This is a genomic window from Corynebacterium sp. MSK012 (genome assembly GCF_030232435.1).
Taxonomy (GTDB): Bacteria; Actinomycetota; Actinomycetes; order Mycobacteriales; family Mycobacteriaceae; genus Corynebacterium; species Corynebacterium jeikeium_D.
In genome coordinates, this window is sequence record NZ_JASPJU010000003.1 from 47,946 (window position 1) to 67,388 (window position 19,443).

17 protein-coding genes, 2 tRNA genes, 1 other RNA gene and 1 pseudogene are annotated in these 19,443 nt (G+C 59.9%); 7 read left to right on the plus strand and 14 right to left on the minus strand.

Annotated elements, in window-relative coordinates; genetic code table 11:
* The first annotated feature begins 45 nt into the window (after positions 1 to 45).
* Entirely contained in the window at positions 46 to 1,209 is a 1,164-nt protein-coding gene (locus QP977_RS02470; RefSeq protein WP_049170173.1) for a galactokinase family protein, read from the plus strand.
* A gap of 11 nt (positions 1,210 to 1,220) precedes the next feature.
* Here QP977_RS02470 and rnpB read toward each other — a convergent pair.
* The 5 genes and pseudogenes from rnpB to QP977_RS02495 all read right to left on the minus strand — a co-directional run bounded on the left by rnpB (position 1,221) and on the right by QP977_RS02495 (position 5,574).
* Positions 1,221 to 1,685, minus strand: an RNA gene (gene rnpB / locus QP977_RS02475) — RNase P RNA component class A.
* 59 nt (positions 1,686 to 1,744) lie between these two features.
* A pseudogene (locus tag QP977_RS02480) lies at positions 1,745 to 2,410 on the minus strand (histidine phosphatase family protein); the annotation flags it as partial.
* Positions 2,411 to 2,434: 24 nt separating this feature from the next.
* Positions 2,435 to 3,178, minus strand: coding sequence for a zinc ribbon domain-containing protein (locus QP977_RS02485; RefSeq protein WP_049189597.1), 744 nt, complete (start codon positions 3,176 to 3,178; stop codon positions 2,435 to 2,437).
* Between the two features lie 5 nt (positions 3,179 to 3,183).
* Complete coding sequence (locus QP977_RS02490) at positions 3,184 to 4,371, minus strand: Nif3-like dinuclear metal center hexameric protein (RefSeq protein ID WP_187406592.1); 1,188 nt, start codon at positions 4,369 to 4,371, stop codon at positions 3,184 to 3,186.
* A 69-nt stretch (positions 4,372 to 4,440) separates the two neighbouring features.
* Positions 4,441 to 5,574: an aminotransferase class I/II-fold pyridoxal phosphate-dependent enzyme gene (locus tag QP977_RS02495; protein ID WP_049170167.1), complete on the minus strand. Its 1,134-nt coding sequence runs from the start codon at positions 5,572 to 5,574 to the stop codon at positions 4,441 to 4,443.
* 35 nt (positions 5,575 to 5,609) lie between these two features.
* On the opposite strand from QP977_RS02495, the gene QP977_RS02500 reads away from it, so the two are divergent.
* Both QP977_RS02500 and QP977_RS02505 read left to right on the plus strand, forming a co-directional pair.
* A complete protein-coding gene (locus QP977_RS02500; protein ID WP_049170165.1) occupies positions 5,610 to 6,290 on the plus strand; it encodes an HAD hydrolase-like protein in 681 nt (226 codons plus the stop codon).
* Positions 6,291 to 6,358: 68 nt separating this feature from the next.
* The gene (locus tag QP977_RS02505) at positions 6,359 to 6,862 is read left to right on the plus strand and encodes a low molecular weight protein-tyrosine-phosphatase (protein ID WP_369707166.1); all 504 of its coding nucleotides are present in this window, start codon (positions 6,359 to 6,361) and stop codon (positions 6,860 to 6,862) included.
* Here the strand turns inward: QP977_RS02505 and QP977_RS02510 are convergent.
* Positions 6,859 to 7,440, minus strand: coding sequence for a GtrA family protein (locus tag QP977_RS02510; protein WP_042388795.1), 582 nt, complete (start codon positions 7,438 to 7,440; stop codon positions 6,859 to 6,861). The genes QP977_RS02505 and QP977_RS02510 overlap by 4 nt on opposite strands.
* 135 nt (positions 7,441 to 7,575) lie before the next feature.
* Between QP977_RS02510 and QP977_RS02515 the strand changes: the two genes are divergently transcribed.
* On the plus strand, positions 7,576 to 8,562 hold the full coding sequence (locus QP977_RS02515) for an SURF1 family cytochrome oxidase biogenesis protein (RefSeq protein WP_187406593.1): 987 nt from the start codon (positions 7,576 to 7,578) through the stop codon (positions 8,560 to 8,562).
* On the opposite strand, the gene QP977_RS02520 is transcribed toward QP977_RS02515, so the two are convergent.
* The 4 genes from QP977_RS02520 to QP977_RS02535 all read right to left on the minus strand — a co-directional run bounded on the left by QP977_RS02520 (position 8,559) and on the right by QP977_RS02535 (position 10,386).
* Positions 8,559 to 9,518: a cobalamin biosynthesis protein gene (locus QP977_RS02520; RefSeq protein ID WP_255498627.1), complete on the minus strand. Its 960-nt coding sequence runs from the start codon at positions 9,516 to 9,518 to the stop codon at positions 8,559 to 8,561. The two genes, QP977_RS02515 and QP977_RS02520, sit on opposite strands and share 4 nt — an antisense overlap.
* Position 9,519: 1 nt before the next feature.
* Positions 9,520 to 9,708 (minus strand): hypothetical protein, encoded by a 189-nt coding sequence (locus tag QP977_RS02525; protein WP_150961035.1) that lies wholly within the window; start codon positions 9,706 to 9,708, stop codon positions 9,520 to 9,522.
* Positions 9,709 to 9,780: 72 nt separating this feature from the next.
* Positions 9,781 to 9,852: transfer RNA gene (locus QP977_RS02530), tRNA-Val, on the minus strand.
* Between the two features lie 123 nt (positions 9,853 to 9,975).
* Entirely contained in the window at positions 9,976 to 10,386 is a 411-nt protein-coding gene (locus QP977_RS02535) for a DUF3052 domain-containing protein (RefSeq protein WP_005511050.1), read from the minus strand.
* A gap of 264 nt (positions 10,387 to 10,650) precedes the next feature.
* Between QP977_RS02535 and aceE the strand changes: the two genes are divergently transcribed.
* Positions 10,651 to 13,407 carry a pyruvate dehydrogenase (acetyl-transferring), homodimeric type gene (gene aceE, locus QP977_RS02540; protein ID WP_016423080.1) on the plus strand — a complete coding sequence of 919 codons (2,757 nt, stop codon included), beginning with the start codon at positions 10,651 to 10,653 and terminating at the stop codon, positions 13,405 to 13,407.
* The gene (locus tag QP977_RS02545) at positions 13,407 to 13,772 is read left to right on the plus strand and encodes an acyl carrier protein (protein WP_083308422.1); all 366 of its coding nucleotides are present in this window, start codon (positions 13,407 to 13,409) and stop codon (positions 13,770 to 13,772) included. The genes aceE and QP977_RS02545 overlap by 1 nt, the downstream gene beginning before the upstream one ends.
* Here the strand turns inward: QP977_RS02545 and QP977_RS02550 are convergent.
* From QP977_RS02550 to QP977_RS02565, 4 genes are all read right to left on the minus strand, one after another.
* Positions 13,748 to 14,371, minus strand: a complete 624-nt coding sequence (locus tag QP977_RS02550; RefSeq protein WP_070603002.1) for a DUF3145 family protein — start codon at positions 14,369 to 14,371, stop codon at positions 13,748 to 13,750. The genes QP977_RS02545 and QP977_RS02550 overlap by 25 nt on opposite strands.
* A 268-nt stretch (positions 14,372 to 14,639) precedes the next feature.
* Positions 14,640 to 15,494, minus strand: coding sequence for a serine hydrolase domain-containing protein (locus QP977_RS02555; protein WP_049189602.1), 855 nt, complete (start codon positions 15,492 to 15,494; stop codon positions 14,640 to 14,642).
* A 10-nt stretch (positions 15,495 to 15,504) separates the two neighbouring features.
* A complete protein-coding gene (locus QP977_RS02560) occupies positions 15,505 to 16,875 on the minus strand; it encodes a dicarboxylate/amino acid:cation symporter (protein WP_070827476.1) in 1,371 nt (456 codons plus the stop codon).
* A 317-nt stretch (positions 16,876 to 17,192) separates the two neighbouring features.
* Positions 17,193 to 18,836 (minus strand): DHA2 family efflux MFS transporter permease subunit, encoded by a 1,644-nt coding sequence (locus QP977_RS02565; RefSeq protein WP_083324593.1) that lies wholly within the window; start codon positions 18,834 to 18,836, stop codon positions 17,193 to 17,195.
* A gap of 281 nt (positions 18,837 to 19,117) precedes the next feature.
* On the opposite strand from QP977_RS02565, the gene QP977_RS02570 reads away from it, so the two are divergent.
* Positions 19,118 to 19,191: transfer RNA gene (locus tag QP977_RS02570), tRNA-Ile, on the plus strand.
* Positions 19,192 to 19,443: the final 252 nt, after the last annotated feature.

Below are 19,443 nucleotides of genomic sequence, written 5' to 3' on the forward strand. Positions count from 1 at the left end.
CTGCACACCAGCACTATGAGTCCGATCTCTGGAGAGGTTTCACCCATGCCCGCCGCACCCGCTGTCGTAAACGACGTCTTCGATGCCGTCGGTTCTAATGCTTCAGTTGCATACGCCCCGGGTTCCATCAACCTGTTGGGTGAGGACTGCGCGTCCTCCGGCGGCATGCTCCTAGCCACCGCCATTCCGGCCTATGCTGCGGTCGGCATCGAGGAAATTGACGAGCAGCAGCTCGTTGTCGTGTACAAGCGCGAAACTACCAAGATGGATTTCCCGGATAGCGTCCCCGCCGCTTTTTCTCAGGTGCCGACCGCTGTCGCGGCTGCCATTGTCGCATTGCAACACTCGCTGCATCTCGTTCCGCGCAACAGCAACGGCCTGAAGGTCACCATTGCCTCCACCATCGCGCCAGGTCGCGGTTTTGGAGAGATTCCGGCAATTCAGTGTGCTCTCGCGCTGGCTCTCAATGCGCGTTTTGGCGACCGCGATGATGTGCCCACCCGCACGCGTATTGCCACCGCTATCCACGAGACCATGGTGCAGATTAAGGGACAGTCGTGGCCGCTGTACCCCTACACCACGGCGCTGCGCAGCCGCCCGGACAGCCTACTGTGCATCAACCACTCCGATGAGGCAGTCACGCAGACGGCGTTCCCGCAGTCGTTGGCGCTGACTGTCGCTTACTCCCCCGATGTCACCGGCGGTTCGCCCGACGAGGAGCGCTACGAGTTCTTCCAGCAAGCCTGCGCCGCTTTTGGCGTGCCGACTCTCGCTAGCCTCCCCGACTCACAGGAGCGGGTCGCGGACTGGGTGCGTGCTCGTCACGAGGTGCACCCGGACGACGAAGACATCCCGACCATCGGCCGTGCCATTCAGTGGCTTGACGAAGCCGACGCATCCTCCGACCGTGCCCGCGCAGTCATCGGCCACATCCGTCACAGCGATATTCAAGCAGCCATCGCAGGGGTTTCGCGCGATGTCAGTGAGCGTGGCTCCGCGCCGTCGGCAAGCTCTGTGCTGGGGCAGATTGCCGAGCTGACCGACACCATTGACTGCGAGAAGATTGCCCGTTGTGCGCCATGCCCGGGTGCGTCGCTGGTGATGTGGTCCCACGTCGACGACGCCGATCGGATTGCCTCCGCGCTTAACGACGGCGGTTCCGAGACCATCCGTGTGGAGAACACTGCAGCCGGCGCGGTGGTCGAGTAATAGAGCTTGTGTGAACGAGTCGGCCTATGAGCCGGATTCTGTCCCTCGGCGCTCCTTTCGGAAAGCGCCGGGTGGCGATCATCCATCTCGGTCTGCCATTGCTGACAGCCTGAAGCAGCACACCCGCGAGTATCGGACGGGCAGCCCTCAAACACTCGCGCACGCGCACGACGAAGCATGCGCGATTTTGCCTTGCTCCTGGTGGGGTTTACCTAGCCGGTGCAATCACTTGCCCCGCTGGTGCGCTCTTACCGCACCTTTTCACCCTCACCGGATCTCCACAGCTTTACGTCAAAGACATCGGCTGTGCGCCCGGCGGTCTATTTTCTGTGGCACTATTCCCGCAGGTCACCCTGGGTTGCTGTTAGCAACCACCATGCCCAGTGGAGTCCGGACTTTCCTCGACAGCGGCCTGGACACACTCTGTAAAAGAGGCGTCCGGTTCCGTTAACTGCCGCGATCACCCGGCCGGCTCGCTCGAATGGTTAGTGTACCCGCCACAACCGCAATTCAAATAACCCGCCGTGCTCGGCTGCTAACCACGCAGGTAGCTGGTGTCGTTAATCAGCCGCACCGATGTCGGCCCATCTGCGTAAAACTCCGCGATGGAGAGGCTGGCCAGGTCCAAGTGCAGGCGAGTGAAGATTTCAAAGCCGCAGCCGAGCCCCTGGCGCAGCAGCGACTTGATTGGCGTGACATGGCTGACTACCAGCACATCCGAGGCACCGAATTGTTGAGCGATGCGCTCACGCGCGGCGCTCACTCGGCTATCGACGGTAGGGAAATCCTCCCCCTCCGGTGGCGCCACGGCCGGATCCGCAAGCCAGGAACTGTGCAGCTCAGGGGTGGCGTTGTGAGCCTCGGAGAAAGTCATGCCCTCCCACTGCCCAAAGTCGGTCTCGCGCAGATCCTCTTCAACGTGGATGTCCAGCCCGAGCGCTTTGGCTGCCGCCTCTGCTGTCTGCTGTGCACGACGCTGTGGAGAGGCCACAATCGCCGAGAAACTCATGTTGCCGCTATCGACCAGCGCCGCCAGGTGACGTGCTGCCGCTTTCGCTTGCTGTCTGCCCACCTCTGTCAGGTCGGGGTTCGAACGGCTTCCCGAGTACTCCCGGCGAATCGACATTGGCGACTGCCCATGGCGCAGCAGCACCAACCGCGTGGGATCCGTAGTCGCCCCCGTCCAGCCCGGCGCGCTATCGCGCTTGTCTGCAGCCTGGCTCATCTACTTGCCTTTCACCGCTCCCAGCGTTTCCGCACGCACAATCATCGCGCCGCATTCAGGACAGAACGTCACTTCTTCCGGCGCGAGCGTGGTGAATTCATGCACGGTTCCGACATCGAGCTCCATGAAGCAGGAACCGCAGGTGCGTCCGTTCAGGCGTGCAACGGGGATTCCATTAGCAAGCGCTAGACGACGGTAAAGCTTGGCTGCCGAACCATCAATAAGCTTGTCAGCCTCCTCGATTCGGGTCTCAGCGATGGAAATGCGCGCAATGAGGTCAACCTCGGCGTCGTTAAGCCTTTGCTTGGCAGCGACGATGTCATCGTGCGCCTCATCGGCGTCGTATTCGTGCTCAGCGTCGACCTGATAGGCCTCCTGCATGCGCTCATACTGCTGGAGTTCCTGTTCAGCGCGTTCGCGGCGCCGCTTGGTGGAGCGCAGGTCGTGTTCGAGGTCACGGCGCGTGGATGCGTCTTCTGCGGCACCGAGCGACAGACGGTCTGCCTTTTCGCGGGCCTTCAGCTTGTTGATGTCCGATTCCAGCTTGGCAATATCGCGGCCGATATCGGAGGCGCTGAGCTTGGAGCGCGCTGCCTCACTGGCCTGACGGCTGTGCTTTTTGCGCAGCTCCTGCAACTCGGCACGCTCGGGCAGAACGTTCTGGCGGGCGGTGAGCCCATCCAACAGAGTTTGGTTTTCCGCCTTTTCCAACATCGCCACTTGGATTTGTGGACTAAGCCTCATGGTCTTCACTTCCTTGCCTGTGTCGACGATTCTGCCACTGTCCAGGGATCGGTGCGCACCTCAAGGACCTCGGTCGCGACCCCGAGCCTCTCGGCCAGCATGTCTGCGGCCTGGTAGCACCAGGGGAACTCGCTGGCCCAGTGAGCCGTGTCCACCACGCAGAAGTCCGCGGTCCGCAGTGTCTCATCGACAGGATGATGCCGCAGGTCAGAGGTAACGAACGCATCGACGCCCATCTTTGCCACAGTGTCCAGGAAAGAGTCACCTGAACCAGATGCGACGGCAACCGTGCGAATCATCCGCTCCGGATCGCCTGCGCCACGCACGCCCCATGCCGTTGCGGGCAGGCGCTCAGCCACACGGGCGACGAAGTCCTTAAATGGCATCGGCGTATCCAGCGTGCCCACTCGTCCAATGCCCACAGCCTGCTGCGGATCCAAGCCGGTAGCCTGATTGTCCACGATGTCGAAGGCAGGCTCCTCATACGGATGCGCCGCAACGAGAGCCTTGACAATCGCCGCGCGCACGGACCGTGGCGCGACCATCTCCAGGCGTACTTCCTCGACATACTCAATCTGCCCCTCGGCACCGATGAAGGGATTCGCCCCGCTCAGCGGGCGGAACTGGCCGCGGCCGTTAATGCGAAACGCACAGCTGTCGTAGTCGCCGATAGTGCCCGCGCCCGCCTCAAACATGGCTTGCGCGACCTTATCGACGTGATCTGCCGGAACCTTCACTGTCCAGGTATCCAAGCCGGGAGCCGGCTGCGGAGCTAGCGGCGCACCCGGTTCAACTCCGAGCACCGTGGCCAACTGGTCGTTGACACCCGGTCGGGCGCTGTCAGCGTTGGTGTGCGCTGCAAAAAGAGCTACACCTGCCCGAATCAGCTTATGAATAATCCGACCCTTCGGTGTATCCGCCGCCACGGAATTCACACCACGCAGAAGCAGCGGATGGTGCACAACGAGCATCTGAGCACCGGAGGCCATCGCGCGATCTGCAACCTCGTCAGTGCAGTCCAGCGCCAACGCGATGCGACGCACCTCATCCTGCGGGTCACCGCAGATCAGGCCAACTTTATCCCAGCTCTCCGCCAGTGCCGGCGGGTAGGCCGCGTCCATCGCCGCACGCACGTCGGCAACGGTCACCACTGCGTTATTGCCCTCGGCACGGGTCTGCGCAGAGTCCGTCATACATCCATCCCTTCAACATGCATTTCTCTCCAGCTTCTCTTCCAGCGTAGTGAACTCTGCCCCGACCCATCAGTTCTGCGACAGCAAATCCGCTACTTCCGCAATGAGCCGCCGCACACTGGTCTCGTCTCGCACAGCCAGCCGCCACCACGAACCGTCCAAACCGGCGAAGGTGTCGCAACGCCGCACGGCTACTCCGCGCGCAGCGAGCCGCTGTCTCAGGCGCTCGTGCTTGACGACGTCAACCTCCGCAGCGTCCGGACCATCATGCGTGCTCAGGGCAACCCCCGGGCGCGCCAGCACAAAGGGAGCCTTGGAATCCAACACCTGCCAGCCGGCGGCTACTAACAGCTGTGTCATAGCCTCGCGCTGCTGACCAATCTCAGCGCGGATTTGTGGCAACAGCTCTGCCTCGCGACACGCGATTGCCGCCATAGCGGTAAGTTGCAGCGTGCCCAGTGGCCAGTGCGGACGCAGTCGCCCCAACTTCGCCAGGAGCTCAGGGGTTCCCAGTGCGTAACCACAGCGCAGGCCTGCGATTGCCCAGGTCTTAGTCATGCTGCGGAAAACGATGACATTATCGGGGATACTGTTCGCTTCCCCCGGCCTGCAATCAGCTAGTGAGCACCGCCGAATAATCTCACCATCGGCGACGTCCATAAATGCCTCATCCACGACCAAGATCCCACAACGGCTGGCGAGCCCCCGCAGGTCATCCGCTGAATGAGCAACACCGGTGGGGTTAGTCGGATTGCCGATGATGACCATCCGACCGTCAAGCTGCTGGGAATGCGGGGAGGAGGCGTTCTCGTGGACGTCGGCAAGCGTAGGCGTGAGCGTGTACGGCGACGGTAGTACCAGCGAATCCACCCCGACTCCCGCGGCGCGGAACGCGGCTTCAGGTTCGGTGAACTGCGGCTGGACGATGGTGGCGGGCAAGCCCAGGTGCGGCAAGAGCGAAAAGCCCTCGGCGACGCCGTGGAGAAGCAGTACCTCGTCGGCGCTGCGATTGTGGTTGGTGGCAATGGCAGCGCGGACGTCGGCATCGAGCTGCGCAGACGGATACGCGGCAAGTTCTCCGAGGGACGTGGCCAGCGAGTCCTGCAGCCACTGCGGTGTGGTGCCGTGAACATTGACGGCAAAGTCCAGGTCAGCGCCATGGGCGGCCTGATCGCCGTGATAGCGCAGCGGGTCGTCTAACATGCCATCCAGCCTAATGACCTTTTAGGATGAACAATATGTCCACTGGCCATCGCCCCACTGTCCTTATTGATGTCGACGGCACCATCGCCGATTCTCTCCCCGCAATCGCACATGGGTTCCGCCTTGCATTGAAGGCAATTGACCACCCACTTCCGCCCGAGAGCTTTATCAACACGATCCCCGGCCCGCCAATGGTGGAGACACTCGCATCCCTCGGACTTTCCGACGAACAAGTCGACCGAGCCTTCGCTGTGTACATGGAGCATCAACACGCCGGTGCTTGGCAGCGTGCCGAGATGTTCCCCGGCTGGCCGGAGCTCCTGCGCGATTGGCGGGCAGCTGGTGTCCAACTAGCCACTGCGACGTCCAAGGGCGACTACTTCGCCCGCAAGACCCTGGACAATTTCGGGCTTCTCGACGCCTTTGACTTCATCGGCGCCGCCAGCGACGACGGCTCACGACAGACTAAGACTGAGGTCATTGAGTACACGCTCAAGGAGTTGGGCATTGAAACCGATGAAGCAGTGCGTCCGCACGGTTCGGTCGTAATGGTTGGCGATCGCATCCATGATTTTGAGGGCGCCGCACAGTTCGGCATCCCCGCCATCGCTGTTAAATGGGGCTACGGCTCGGAATCTGAGTGGGCATCGGCAGCGGCGGTGGCGTCCTCGCCTGAGGACCTGAATCGTGTTGTGCGGGAAATGTTGTATCTTTAAGACTCGTCAACGATTAGTGACAATCCTATTTTTATTTTCCGAGAAGTTTGGTTTTGCCTATTATGCTTATGAACTCGTCGCATCGTACTGAGTCCGTGTACGTCGTGTTTGTCTGCTCCGGAAATATCTGCCGCTCCCCCATGGCTGAAATCATCGTCCGTGACGCGGTTGAAGCCAATGCGCTTGCCGACGATGTCCTGCTCGCCTCCTGCGGAATCGGCGGCTGGCATGTCGGCGAACCCGCCGACGAGCGAGCACAAGCCGAGCTGGAAAATGCTGGCTACGATCCGAACCACACCGCGGCACAGCTGGGCGATGAGCACATGGATGCAACGCTTTTCATCGCCATGGATGAATCGCACATCAATGGTCTACTCCACGCTGGCGTGCCAAAAGAGAAGATTCGCCTGATGCGCTCCTTCGACCCGGCATCCCCGAAGGGGGCCGTCGTGGCCGATCCTTACTACGGAGGTCCGGAGGGATTCGTCCGCACTCGAAACGAAATTGAGGCCGCGACGCCGGGAATCATCGCATGGTTGCGTGAGACTCTGGCGCTGGCCTCTGAGCGCTAAGGTTTCAAAACAACCTTTTCTTTTGTTTTGCTGGCATTGCCCCGGTTTCGAAACGCCCAAATCTTATTCAAGATGAAGTTAGCGGGCGTGCCCAAAATAACGCCGATAAGGTTTGCCCAGTAGAGGCGGTTTCTAAAGCCGGTGGAGTCGTCGAAAATATCCACCGGCAGTGCCAGCGGCGAGGTGGGGTTAGTCAGCAGCGTGATGACTACCAGGTTCACAATCAGCGCTGAGATACCTGCAAATAAAAATGGGAAGAACTGCCTAAACCAGTTCGGGCGATTGTCAGTTCGGAAAGTCCAGGACCGGTTGAGCTGGAAGTTCCAGATGTTAGCCACGACAAACGCCAGAGTTGCATAGACGTGGGAGTAACGGATATTCCACCGCGTTCCGAACAAGTTCATAAACACGTCGTGCTCATTGGTGCCCAGACTGAGACCCAACTTGCGGGCAATAATCACGACAATCAGGTTGACAACCACACCTGTGCCGCCGACCAGACCGAACTTGATGAACTGGCGCGAGACTGTGCTGAAGCGGCGTGAAGGCGAAGATTTCGCTGTTTGCGTGCCCACCACGACACCTCTCTTTCCATCTATCCCGGGTAGATTCCCCGTCAAATACGCTCAAACAACTTTACCCGAAGTTCACTCAATCTCCGCACCGCCAACCACCAGCCGCTCTAGTGCCAGCCACAGCACCGGGTAAGCTCAATGAATGTGTTTAAGAATGTGCGCCAGTTTCTGACCCCTGGATGGGTTCTCACTGCGATTGTCGCCATTGCGTTTTCCTATCTCGCATTTACTGTTCTGGCTCCGTGGCAGTTGGGTAAGAACACCGCGACGCAGCATCGCAATCAGCAGCTTGAGCACTCATTCGAGCTCGACCCCGTAGATGTCAATGAGCTAATGCCCAAGGGCAAAGGCTTCGTCGAGGGCAACGAATGGCGTCGCGTTACCGCCACCGGGTCCTTCCTGCCGGATACCCGCGTACTATTGCGTAACCGCCCAGTAAATGGCGCACCCGCTGTCCAGGTACTCGATGTCTTCGTCGCTGACAATGGCGAAAACTACCTGGTCAACCGTGGCTTTGTACGCCCTACAGACTCCAGCACCCCCAATGTTGAGCCAGCCCCGAAGGGCACCTTGACTATCTCGGCCTTTACCCGCCGAAACGAGATTCCCGCCGAGACCGCTCCAATCGCCGGCACCCCGCCGCAGGTCTACGGAATCAATACCAAGGAAGTGTCCGAGCTAGTCGACACCGAACTCAACCCCGATTGGCTTCAGCTCTCGGACAAATCCGATGCCGTCATCGAGGCCATTCCGCTGCCCACTCTGGAGTCCGGCCCCTACCTCTCCTACGGCATTCAATGGATTTTCTTCGGCGCTCTCGTGCCGCTTGCCGTCGTCTGGTTCATTCGCGCTGAAATCGTCGAGCGCAGACGAGACCGCGCGGAGCAGGAGGAGATGGCCAAGAACCTCCGCGACGCCGAAGCCGCGGAACCAGTAGATGACGCTGATGCCACCGAGGCCGCAACACCCGAATCGGACGACGACGCCACTCCGACGCCTCCGCCGGCTAAGTCCGACGAGGATCGCGCCGCCGAGCTGCACCGTCAGCGCATGGCGCAACGCTACGGCAACACTGGCCACCGCGCCGCAGGTTATCGCGATAACCGATACGACGAGCGTTTCTAACTCTCAGCTCGCGCTTTCACGCGTCGGATACATCCGGCAATTACTGCTGCTCCGGCGCAGCTGAGCGCAACAATGTTTTGCACTCGCTTGCTCAGCCCTGCGGCACGCCGCACATCGGCCACCGCAGGCCTCCGACCACTGCCAAGCACCGGGCGCATCTCCACTCCGCTGGGATACACCGTCGCGCCGCCCAGCTGCAGCCCCAGCGCGCCTGCAGCGCTTGCCTCCACGACGCCCGCGTTTGGACTTGGGTGGTTGCCGGCGTCTCGTCGCCACGCTACCAATGCTTGACGACGGTCCGGACCTGCAACCACAGTTGCGACAGCTGTAAGTCTCGCGGGGAAGAACCCGGCGACGTCGTCAAGCCGTGCACTGGCCCACCCGAACTGGCGATAGCGAGCGTTGCGGTACCCCACCATCGCGTCGAGGGTATTGGCCGCTCGATGAGCGACCACACCAGGAGCTCCTGCAATGGCACCCCACATGAGAGTGCCGGTGACGGCGTCGGAGGTATTCTCGGCGAGCGATTCGACGGTGGCTCGGGCGATGCCATCAGCGTCGAGAGCTTTCGGATCACGCGAGCACAGCCACGGCACTAGCGCACGAGCGGCATCGATGTCACCGGAGGTGAGTCGGTCGGCCATGCGTTCACCAGTGCGGCGAAGAGTGGTGCCGCCAAGCGACACCCACGTGACAGCAGCCAGCGTGAGGCTCGGAGCGACTGTGCTGGCCGCAGCGGTTAGCGCTACCGGTGTGGCCACTGCGATGGTGGTGAAAGCTACACCGCACCCTTTGGAGTCGGCGTAGATTCGGCGCTCAAGCTTGCTGACAGCCTGCCCGTAGAGGGCCACCGGATGGTGATTGGTGGGATCTGCGAAAATGCGGTCAAGTGCATACCCCACAGCGATAGCTGCACCGCGCCGCCAGAGTTGTCGGCTCCTGGCATGTGTACGCAATCTAATCAAACTGTCCCTGTAGAACGGCTACGACATCGAGCGGCTCGCCCGCATTTGCAGCCTTGACCATTGCTTTACCGGTGGCCGCGTCGATCATCGGTTTACCATCTCCGCCGATTGCGTAGACAGGAACGCCCGCGAGCAGAGATCCGACAAAAACAATGGTGGCAAGCGATTTTGTAAAACGCACAGACCGGGAGTTTAGCACAAACAAAAATCCGCCCGGATTCTCCATTACAAGAATCCGGGCGGATTATGTCTGTGCGGCGAGAGGGTTTCGAACCCCCGACCGCTGGTGTGTAAAACCAGAGCTCTACCGCTGAGCTATCGCCGCGCTGCTGCGAAACTTTAACACACGGCAAACATAGATTGCCAATTGCGCACTACACACAGCGTTTATGCAGATTATTTCAATAGCTCGGCTAGTAGCCGATTCAAACGGGACAGCGAAAGCCGGCTAGCTAGAGCGCTGCACCAGGCAATTGCCCTGCCAATCCCCCAGACGAAGCGCCGAGGTGTTGGAGAAACCTGCCAGCTGTGCGGACTCATCAATCACGCCAGGATCAATGGCACCCGGCTGACCAGCACCCGGCGTGAGCAACCAAACGCGGCCTTCATCCTCCAAAGGGCGGGAAGCATCCACAAGACCATCGACCAAGTCGCCGTCTTCTTCACGCCACCACAGCAATACGACGTCGACAACCTCATCCGTGTCTTCGTCGAGCAGGTCTGCATCCAGGAAATTCTCGACCGACTCACTGATTGCTGAGTCACAGTCCGTATCCCAGCCAACCTCCTGGACTAGCTGACCTTCCTTGATGCCGAGCCTGCTCGCATATTCATGAGCAGCGCCTGTGGCGTTGACCACTTCCCTTTTCCTCCTCTAGAAAAAATATCCAGCTCGATTTTTCGAGCTATGTGGGGAAATTTTACCGCTCAAATACATTTTTCACAGCTGCAAAATAAGAATTTCCCCAAAAAGGTGCAGTTTTCGCAATGCTCGTCGTAAAGCGGAGCGGATTGTTCGGTGAAAGCGTGTGCAAGAAACGGCTAGGGGCACAACAAACGATTCAGACGTAGAGTGGAGAAAAATAACCTTTGCCTTTCCTTCAGGGACTGAAAGGAGCTCACAATGTCCGATACATCGTCAGGCACGCCACAAGCCCACTCTGATGAGTCAAACTTTGCCCTTATCCGTGATGGGGTCGCCTCCTATCTCACGGATGCAGATCCTGAAGAGACCAAGGAGTGGCTTGAGTCTCTCGACGGCCTGTTAGAAGAGGCAGGTCCGGAGCGCGCACGTTTCCTCATGCTGCGCCTGCTGGAACGTGCCACGGCAAAGCGCGTGGCTCTACCGCCGCTGACCTCGACAGACCTCGTCAACACCATCCCAACTGAGATGGAGCCAGAATTCCCAGGCGATGAGGACATTGAGCGCCGCTACCGCAAGTGGATTCGCTGGAATGCGGCAATTATGGTCCATCGCGCACAGCGTCCGGGTATCGGCGTGGGCGGACATATCTCTACCTATGCGGGCGCCGCACCGCTTTACGAGGTCGGCTTTAACCACTTCTTCCGCGGCAAAGACCACCCAGGCGGCGGTGACCACGTCTTCTTCCAGGGCCACGCTTCGCCGGGTATGTACGCCCGCGCATTCCTAGAGGGGCGTCTGACCGAAGAGGACCTCGACGGTTTCCGTCAGGAAGTCTCCCTCGGCGAGGGCAATGGCCTTCCCTCCTACCCGCACCCGCATGGCATGCCAGAATTCTGGGAGTTCCCGACGGTGTCCATGGGCCTTGGTCCGCTCAACGCCATCTACCAGGCACGCTTCAACCGCTACCTGCATGACCGCGGCATCAAGGACACCTCCCAGCAGCACGTTTGGGCCTTCCTCGGTGACGGCGAAATGGACGAGCCGGAATCTCGTGGCGCCATTCAGCATGCGGCGCTGAACAACCTGGATAACCTGACATTCGTCATTAACTGTAACCTGCAACGCCTCGACGGTCCGGTGCGCGGCAACACCAGCATCATCCAGGAGCTGGAGTCGTTCTTCCGCGGCGCTGGTTGGAATGTCATCAAGGTCGTTTGGGGCCGCGAGTGGGACGAGCTCTTCGCTAAGGACAAGGACGGCGCACTAGTCGACCTGATGAATAAGTTCTGCGATGGCGACTACCAGACGCTGAAGGCTAACAACGGCGCTTGGGTGCGCGAGCACTTCTTCGGCCGTGACCCGCGCACTGCCAAGCTGGTCGAGGACATGACCGACGAGGAGATTTGGAACCTCCGTCGCGGTGGCCACGACTACCGCAAGATTTACGCTGCCTACAAGAAAGCCTTGGAGACCAAGGATCAGCCGACCGTCATTCTGGCGCACACGGTTAAGGGCTATGGCCTCGGCCATAACTTCGAGGGCCGCAACGCGACCCACCAGATGAAGAAGCTGACGCTCGATGATCTGAAGCTTTTCCGCGATAACCAGCGCATTCCGATCTCCGACGAGGAGCTGGAGAAGGATCCCTACCTGCCGCCGTACTACAACCCGGGCCCAGAGTCCGAGGAAGTGCAGTACATGCTGGAGCGCCGCAAGGAACTCGGCGGTTTCGTGCCGGAGCGTCGCACTAGCTACGAACCACTGACAACGCCAAAGCCGGAAACCCTGAAAAACCTCCTCAAGGGATCAGGTAAGCAAAAGGTTGCCACCACTATGGCGACGGTGCGTGTTTTCAGGGACCTGATGCGCGATAAGGATCTCAAGGACCGCTTCGTGCCTATCATCCCTGATGAGGCCCGCACCTTCGGCATGGACTCCTGGTTCCCGACGCTGAAGATCTACAACCCGCACGGCCAGAACTACACTCCGGTCGACCATGAACTGATGCTGTCCTACAAGGAAGCGAAGGACGGTCAGATTCTGCACGAGGGCATTTCCGAGGCGGGCTCTGTGGGGTCGTTTACCGCTGTCGGCTCGGCGTACGCCACCCATGGCGTGGCCATGATTCCGCTCTACATCTTCTACTCGATGTTCGGTTTCCAGCGCACGGCTGACTCCATTTGGGCCGCTGGTGACCAAATGTCCCGCGGCTTCCTGCTCGGGGCGACAGCTGGCCGCACGACGCTGACAGGTGAAGGCCTGCAGCACATGGACGGTCACTCCCAGTTGCTGGCGGCTACGAACCCGTCGGTGGTCTCCTTCGACCCGGCATTCGCCTACGAGATTGCCTACATCGTCTGCGATGGCATTGACCGCATGTACGGCCCGGAGCGCGGCGAAGATGTCATTTACTACCTGACTATCTACAATGAGCCGACTTCGCAGCCGGCTGTCCCAGAAGATCTCGATGTCGAGGGGCTGCTTGGCGGTATCTACCGCTTCCGCAAGGCCGAGGGCGACAAGCATGTCAACCTGCTGGCTTCCGGCATTGGCATGCAGGAGGCGCTGCGTGCCGCAGACATCCTGGAAGACTACGGCGTGGCTTCCTCGATTTACTCGGTGACCTCGTGGAATGAGCTGGCTCGCGATGGACACGAGCGTGACACTGAGCGTCTGCACAACCCGGCTGAAGAGGTCGAAGACGCCTTCGTAACCCGCCAGCTGTCCGACACCGATGGGCCATTCATCGCAGTGACTGACTTCCAGCGTGCGGTCCCGGAGCAGATTCGCAAGTGGGTTCCAGGTGACTACACCGTCCTCGGCACCGATGGCTACGGCTTCTCGGATACCCGTCCGGCCGCTCGCCGCTACTTCAACTCCGACGGCGAGTCAGTCGCTGTTGCGGCCCTGGCCGCACTGGCACGCGCTGGCAAGCTCGACAAGAGTGTCGCCCAGGAAGCAGCCGAAGAGCTGCAGATTACCGACCCAACCGCAACCACTCAGGACGCTGAATAATGACCTCTAGCCTTGGAGATCAGCTCAGCGCCCTATTGGGCACACAGGTCACCGGAGCCGGTGACGCTGACGATGCCTCTCTCAATGCAGCGAACGCGGGCTCGAAGAAGGGTTCCGCCGACGCTGACCTGCCCGCAGGTCTTCACGGAGAGGTCGCGGCAATCGTCAAAAAGATGGCTAACGACGAGGTGGAGTCCCTAGAGCTCCCCACTCCGCTGACCGACTACGGCTTTGACCGCTTGAGCGTCGTAGAGTTGGCCGTCCGCTGTGAGGAAGGGCTGGGAGTCCGCATTGAGGACGAGGACATTCCCTCGTTTAAGACCCTTGGCGATGTAGTTGACTACATCGCCGCCCGGCGCGGGTAGAGCTGCAGCACGTTAGCTGCCTCTACCCCGCCGAGGTCTGCGTTGCCAGCGGTCGAGTTGCCGCTGGCACTGTCGGGTCCGGCAGGGGTGGACGTCGTAAAGCACTCTTCGGGGGCGTAGCCTGCCGTCATCATGCGCATCGGCTCTAACACGCGATCCCACGGCCCGCCGATGGCCGCGTCGAGGGCGCCTGCGATGTCGCCGCCGCGTGCCATGATGGAACGCAGCGCATCCTCGTTGACCACGATGTTTCCGGCGGCATCGGTCTGTCCGGCGAAAGTCCCCAGCTGCGGGGTATGACAGTAGCGCATGCCATCGATGGCGGAGCCGTCATCATCCACGGCTGGGTCTTGCGCCAGCTCGAAATAGAGGCGGGGCCACCTAGCCAGGTTGTCCACCAGTGTGGCGATGGTGTCAGCACTTGCAGTGAAAGGCACCTCGGCGCACAAAGTGGCATCCTGGTCGGTCGCACGCCAAATATCCCGGCGTGGCTTCGTGCCATCGGGCATGCTGAGTCGGGCCAGCGCCCACGTGATGTGTGGTTGCAGCGGCCCTGGCATGCTGTGAATCCACAGAACGCCTGAAAGTTGGGTGCGCATAGACGAAGGTCCTCGGAAAAGTTGCGGTCAATTGGTGTAAGACGAGATTCGTCTTCCCCTACGAACTCATCCAACGACACTTGCCACACTGCAGAAAAAAGCACTGCGGTAAAACAACACTTCTGAGGTTTGCGTTGCACGTGTTTATGATTGTTATTTCCGAGACGGCTGCTGGCAACCCTCAAGTTGTCCTTAATCCCCCAGATGTGATTTAACGCTGAGACGAAAAATCGGCGCCGCAAGCGACGCCGGCTTACTCCACATCCCCTTAATCCTCAGCGTGTTCTTCCAGCTCACTCCAGAGTTCGTCGTTGAAGTCGGCCCATAGAGGCTTTGCCCACTCGCCGAAATCTCGGTCGGTCAGCGCGATTGCCGCCCGTCCGGTTGGACGATGCAGCCACAGGAATGTGCCCGCTTGCCCAAAATGGCCTGCGACATCCTTGGGCATCGAGGCACCAAACCACAGCCCCTGCTTGGAATCGGGGTGCCCGAAGATTTCAAAGCCCAGGCCCCAATCGGCCGGACGTTGCATACCATAGCCAGGCACAACACCATTCAGCCCCGGGAACTGCACCGTCAACGCCTCAGTCACGGTATCGGGATGCAGAAGAGTCGGGGCGAGAATCTCATCGACGAAGGCCATGAGATTAGCGACGCTGCTACGCGCGCCATGCCCTGCCGATCCATCCAGCACGGAATCTGACATCCCCAGCGGCTCAAACACGGCCTGGCGCAGGTATTCACTAAACGGCATGTCTGCCTCCGCAGCGATGGCATCGGCGATGATTTCAAAGCCCGCGGAGGAGTAAATGCGCCGCTCCCCTGGTTCTTTTTCCAGCTCACGGCTGGCAAACCTCACCCCGCCGGCGTGCGCCAGAAGGTGACGCACAGTCGCGCCGTGACCGGGTGGCGTGAGCTCTTGGTCGAGCTCCACCGCGCCCTCCTCGACGGCCACAAGCATGCCCACAGCGGCCAGTAACTTGGTCACGCTAGCGAGCTCAAAAACGCGACCGCTATCACCGTGGGTATGCCAACTGCCATCGTCGGCACGCACGGCAGCCGCGACCGTGTCAACTGGCCACTGATCAACTTGCGCAAGAACAGAGGGCTTCCAAGAAGTCATGTCCTCAAGACTACGCAAGCGTGGCGGACTCGGATTTTTCGGCGGACTCGGACTTCTCAGCAGGCGCGTCTGCAGACTCGTCGGCTGGCGACAGGTCGGCGTTGGCGCTGGCGTCCCACTCGTCCTTGTCCCAGATTCCCGCACGCTTTGCGACGACCAATGGGACCACGGCCTGGCCAGTGACGTTCACCGCGGTGCGTCCCATATCCACAATCGGCTCAACAGCCAGCAGGAGGCCGACGCCGGCAAGTGGCAAGCCGAGAGTCGACAGAGTCAGGGTCAGCATGACGGTAGCGCCGGTGGTGCCAGCAGTTGCAGCCGAACCGATAACGGAGACGAAGATGATGAGCAGGTAGTCCGTGAAGTCCAGCGGTACCCCGTAGAACTGCGACACGAAGATAGCTGCGATAGCCGGGTAAATGGCAGCGCAACCATCCATCTTCGTGGTAGCACCCAGCGGCACTGCGAAAGAGGCGTACTCATCCGGCACTGCCAGACGACGCGAGACAACGCGCTCAGTGACCGGCATGACGCCCATCGACGAACGAGTAAAGAAGCCGAGCGAGGTCACTGGCCAGACGCGACGGAGGAAGTCGATTGGGCTAATGCCATGAATCTTCAGCACAACTGGGTACACAACTGCGATAACCAGGAACAGGCCAATGTAGATGGCAATGGCGAACTTGCCCAGGCTGCCAAGTGCTTCCCAACCGTACTCAGCGACAGCATGACCGATCAGAGCCGCAGTACCGATTGGTGCCAGACGGATAACCCACCACAGCACCTTCTGCACGATGGTCAAAAGAGAGCCGGAGAACTCGATGAACGGTTCAGCCTTCGGGCCGACCTTTACTGCGGCAATACCGAAGACAATCGCGATGACCAGCAGCTGCAGGACGTTGAAGTTCAGCGAGCCGGATACAGCACCGTCAGATTCGCTGATCTTCACACCAAGGCCGAGGAAGTTCTGCGGGACAATGCTCTGCAGGAATCCCCACCACGACCCCACAGAATCCGGTTCCTGTGCAGCCGAGGCATCGACGCCGGAGTTAACGCCCGGCTTGATAAGCAAGCCCAGGCCAATGGCAATAACCACCGATACAAAGGATGTTATGGCGAACCAAATAAGCGTCGAAACAGCCAGCTTGGCTGCGCCTGCGACCTGGCGCAGGTTGGCAATCGACACCACGACTGCGGTGACCACCAGCGGCGGAATGAGCAGCTTCAACAGCGTGACGTAGGTACTGCCGACCTCGTCCAGCGCTGTGCGCAGCGAGGAGTCATCGCCAGTACTGCGGGCCATGAAGCCCAAAATGAGACCAATAATCAGGCCATAGACAACTTGGGCACCGAAGCCGGTCGCCCATTTAAATTTATTCACTTTTCCTCCTGGAGTTTTATTTCTCTGAAAACACTTGTGCCGCGCCTTATGCCGTCTGACAAATGCGCGCGACGGGATCCGAGGCCGCTGAGCTCAGCCTCGAAGAGACAGGCGCAGCGAGGCGGAAGCCCCGAAGTGTTTAGCGACAGGAGGAAGTGGAGATTCGGCCGTAATCGAGCCAACGCCGCTTTGTGAGCATTTTCATGTTGGTCATTTCTATCTAGCAAGTCCGGTTAAGAGACAAACGATAAGACTGCCACGATTGATGTTGTGACACCAATTTCCAACACGGCCCCTCACCCGAATATTCCACATCGCTAATTCGACTTCTCAGCCTGCCTGCGCAACTGCAGTACCTTCAGCGAGCAGAGGAAGCCAATAGTCAACGCGCCGACAGCGGAATACAGCGCAAACTGCGTGGCATGTGCAAACGCATTTGTCAGCGGCACCAACACACCGTCGGGAGCACCCTGCGCACGCAGACCAATCAGCATCGAGCCAGCGGAATCCTTCAGCCCCTGCCCCATCTGCTCCAGGCCCGGCGACAGCTTCGCGATCTCACGATCCAGCCCAATCGTCAGCGCCATACCACCGAGCGCAGCACCGAGCGCCGAACCAATCTGCCGAATCGTCGACTGCGTTGCCGATGCCTGCCCCGACAGCCGCACCGGAATATCACCAAGCACCAACGAGGTCAGCTGCGCCGATGCCAGACCAAGACCCAGACCGTAGACAATCAATGCAAACACAACCAGCCACAGCGGCAGGTCAACGCGCTCTTCGGCCGCCAACTGCAGCGAACCAAAGACCTCGAGACCAAGGCCCACAATCACCACACCGGCCGGGGTAATCCGAGCTGCCAGATGACGCGCCATGGCACCTGCGAAGAACGCACCGAGAGCCATTGCTGCCAGGACCAGGCCGGTTGCGATCGTCGATAAGCCAATCGCCGACACCAAGTAGAGCGGCAGCACGAAGACCAGCGCGAACTCACCCACCGCGACGAGCATCGCCGTGGTATTCCCCCAGCTAAACGTGGCGTAGGAGAACATCGACACGTCCAACAGCGCAGAATCCGCGTTCTTCCGACGACGGTTTTCCCACAGCACGAAAGCGACAAGCACCACCGCACCAACCAAGAGCGTGACGACGGGTGCGGAGGGAAAAGCAAACCCTATCTTGGCGCCTTGAATGATGCCGAAGACCACGGCACCAAAGCCAATTCCAGACAACACCAGGCCAAGAACATCGAAGCGACCCGCGCCATTGGTATCGCCTGCGGTGTTCGGCACCCAGCGCAGCGCAAGGACAAAAAGCACGACGGCGATAGGCACGTTGACCCAGAAGATAGCTTCCCAACCAGCAAACTGCGTAAGCACGCCACCCAGGAGTGGGCCGACTGCTGCAGCACCAGACATGACCGCACCCCAGATGCCGAATGCGGTGGCACGATCTTTATCACGGAATAGTGCGTTCACGCTGGACAGTGTTGATGGCAGAATGCACGCGCCGCCAATGCCTTGGATGACGCGGGCAATGACCAGTGGCGCCAAGGCTGTGGAAAGTGCGGCCACGACGGAGCCGACCGTGAAGATGACCAGACCGACGAGAAAAAGCGTTCGACGGCCGAAGCGGTCGCCAGCGCGGCCAGAGGTCAGGAGTAGTGCGGCGAAAACGACGGAGTAGATTGTGGTGATCCACTGCGCGCCCACGATGTCGAGACTCAGCTCCGAAATGATGGTCGGCAATGAAACACCGACGATGGTGCCGTCCAGGACGATCATGCCGAGGCCAACCGCGAGCACGAGCAACCCCCACCATCGCTGTGGTGAGGCCGCGAACTCAGCGATCTGATCCTCGTTGGCGATTGCCATGACGGGGGTGCCCTTCGCTTTCGCTGTGGCACCGGCTTGTGCGTCGGCTGAGACGTCGGCGCTGCTCAAGGGAGGTTTTGTACTCATAGGATTAATGCTAGAAGTGTCCAAGCACTGATTCATCAACCGAAAGTCGTAACTTTGCGGGGGCTTTGGTTCGTTGAGGATGGGGAGGCAGCTTGCTTCATCCCGCCCGGGAGAGGAGGTCATTGAGAACGAGGGACAGATTCATTGGGCCTGTGTAACTGCTCCCAGAGTCGCTGGCTATAGGGCTTTTATCACCGCACGGTGGCAGATTGCTATGATGCTATGAGGTTTTGGGCATTGGTTCATAGTGCTTAATTGTCACTTCATAGTGCCCAATCCTTGCCCCTATAGCTCAGTCGGTTAGAGCAGAGGACTCATAATCCTTTTGTCGCAGGTTCGAGCCCTGCTGGGGGCACGATGTGAAGTCTCGCAGCATTCTTGACAGTGTGCTGTGGGACGTTTCCGCTTCCCAGCGCCGATTTTGGGGGCTGCTGTCTCGCAACCTGCTTGCCAAGGTGTCTCATGACATTGTTGACACTTTTAGGCGGTGGGGTTACTCCGGCAGGTGGGTGGTGAGCGGCGTGGGGCGAAGTCCTCTATGTTGGTTTTCTTTTGGTAGTTGGCCGTTGGGTCGATGATGTGTCGAGCCCTGGAAGACCGCTCGGTC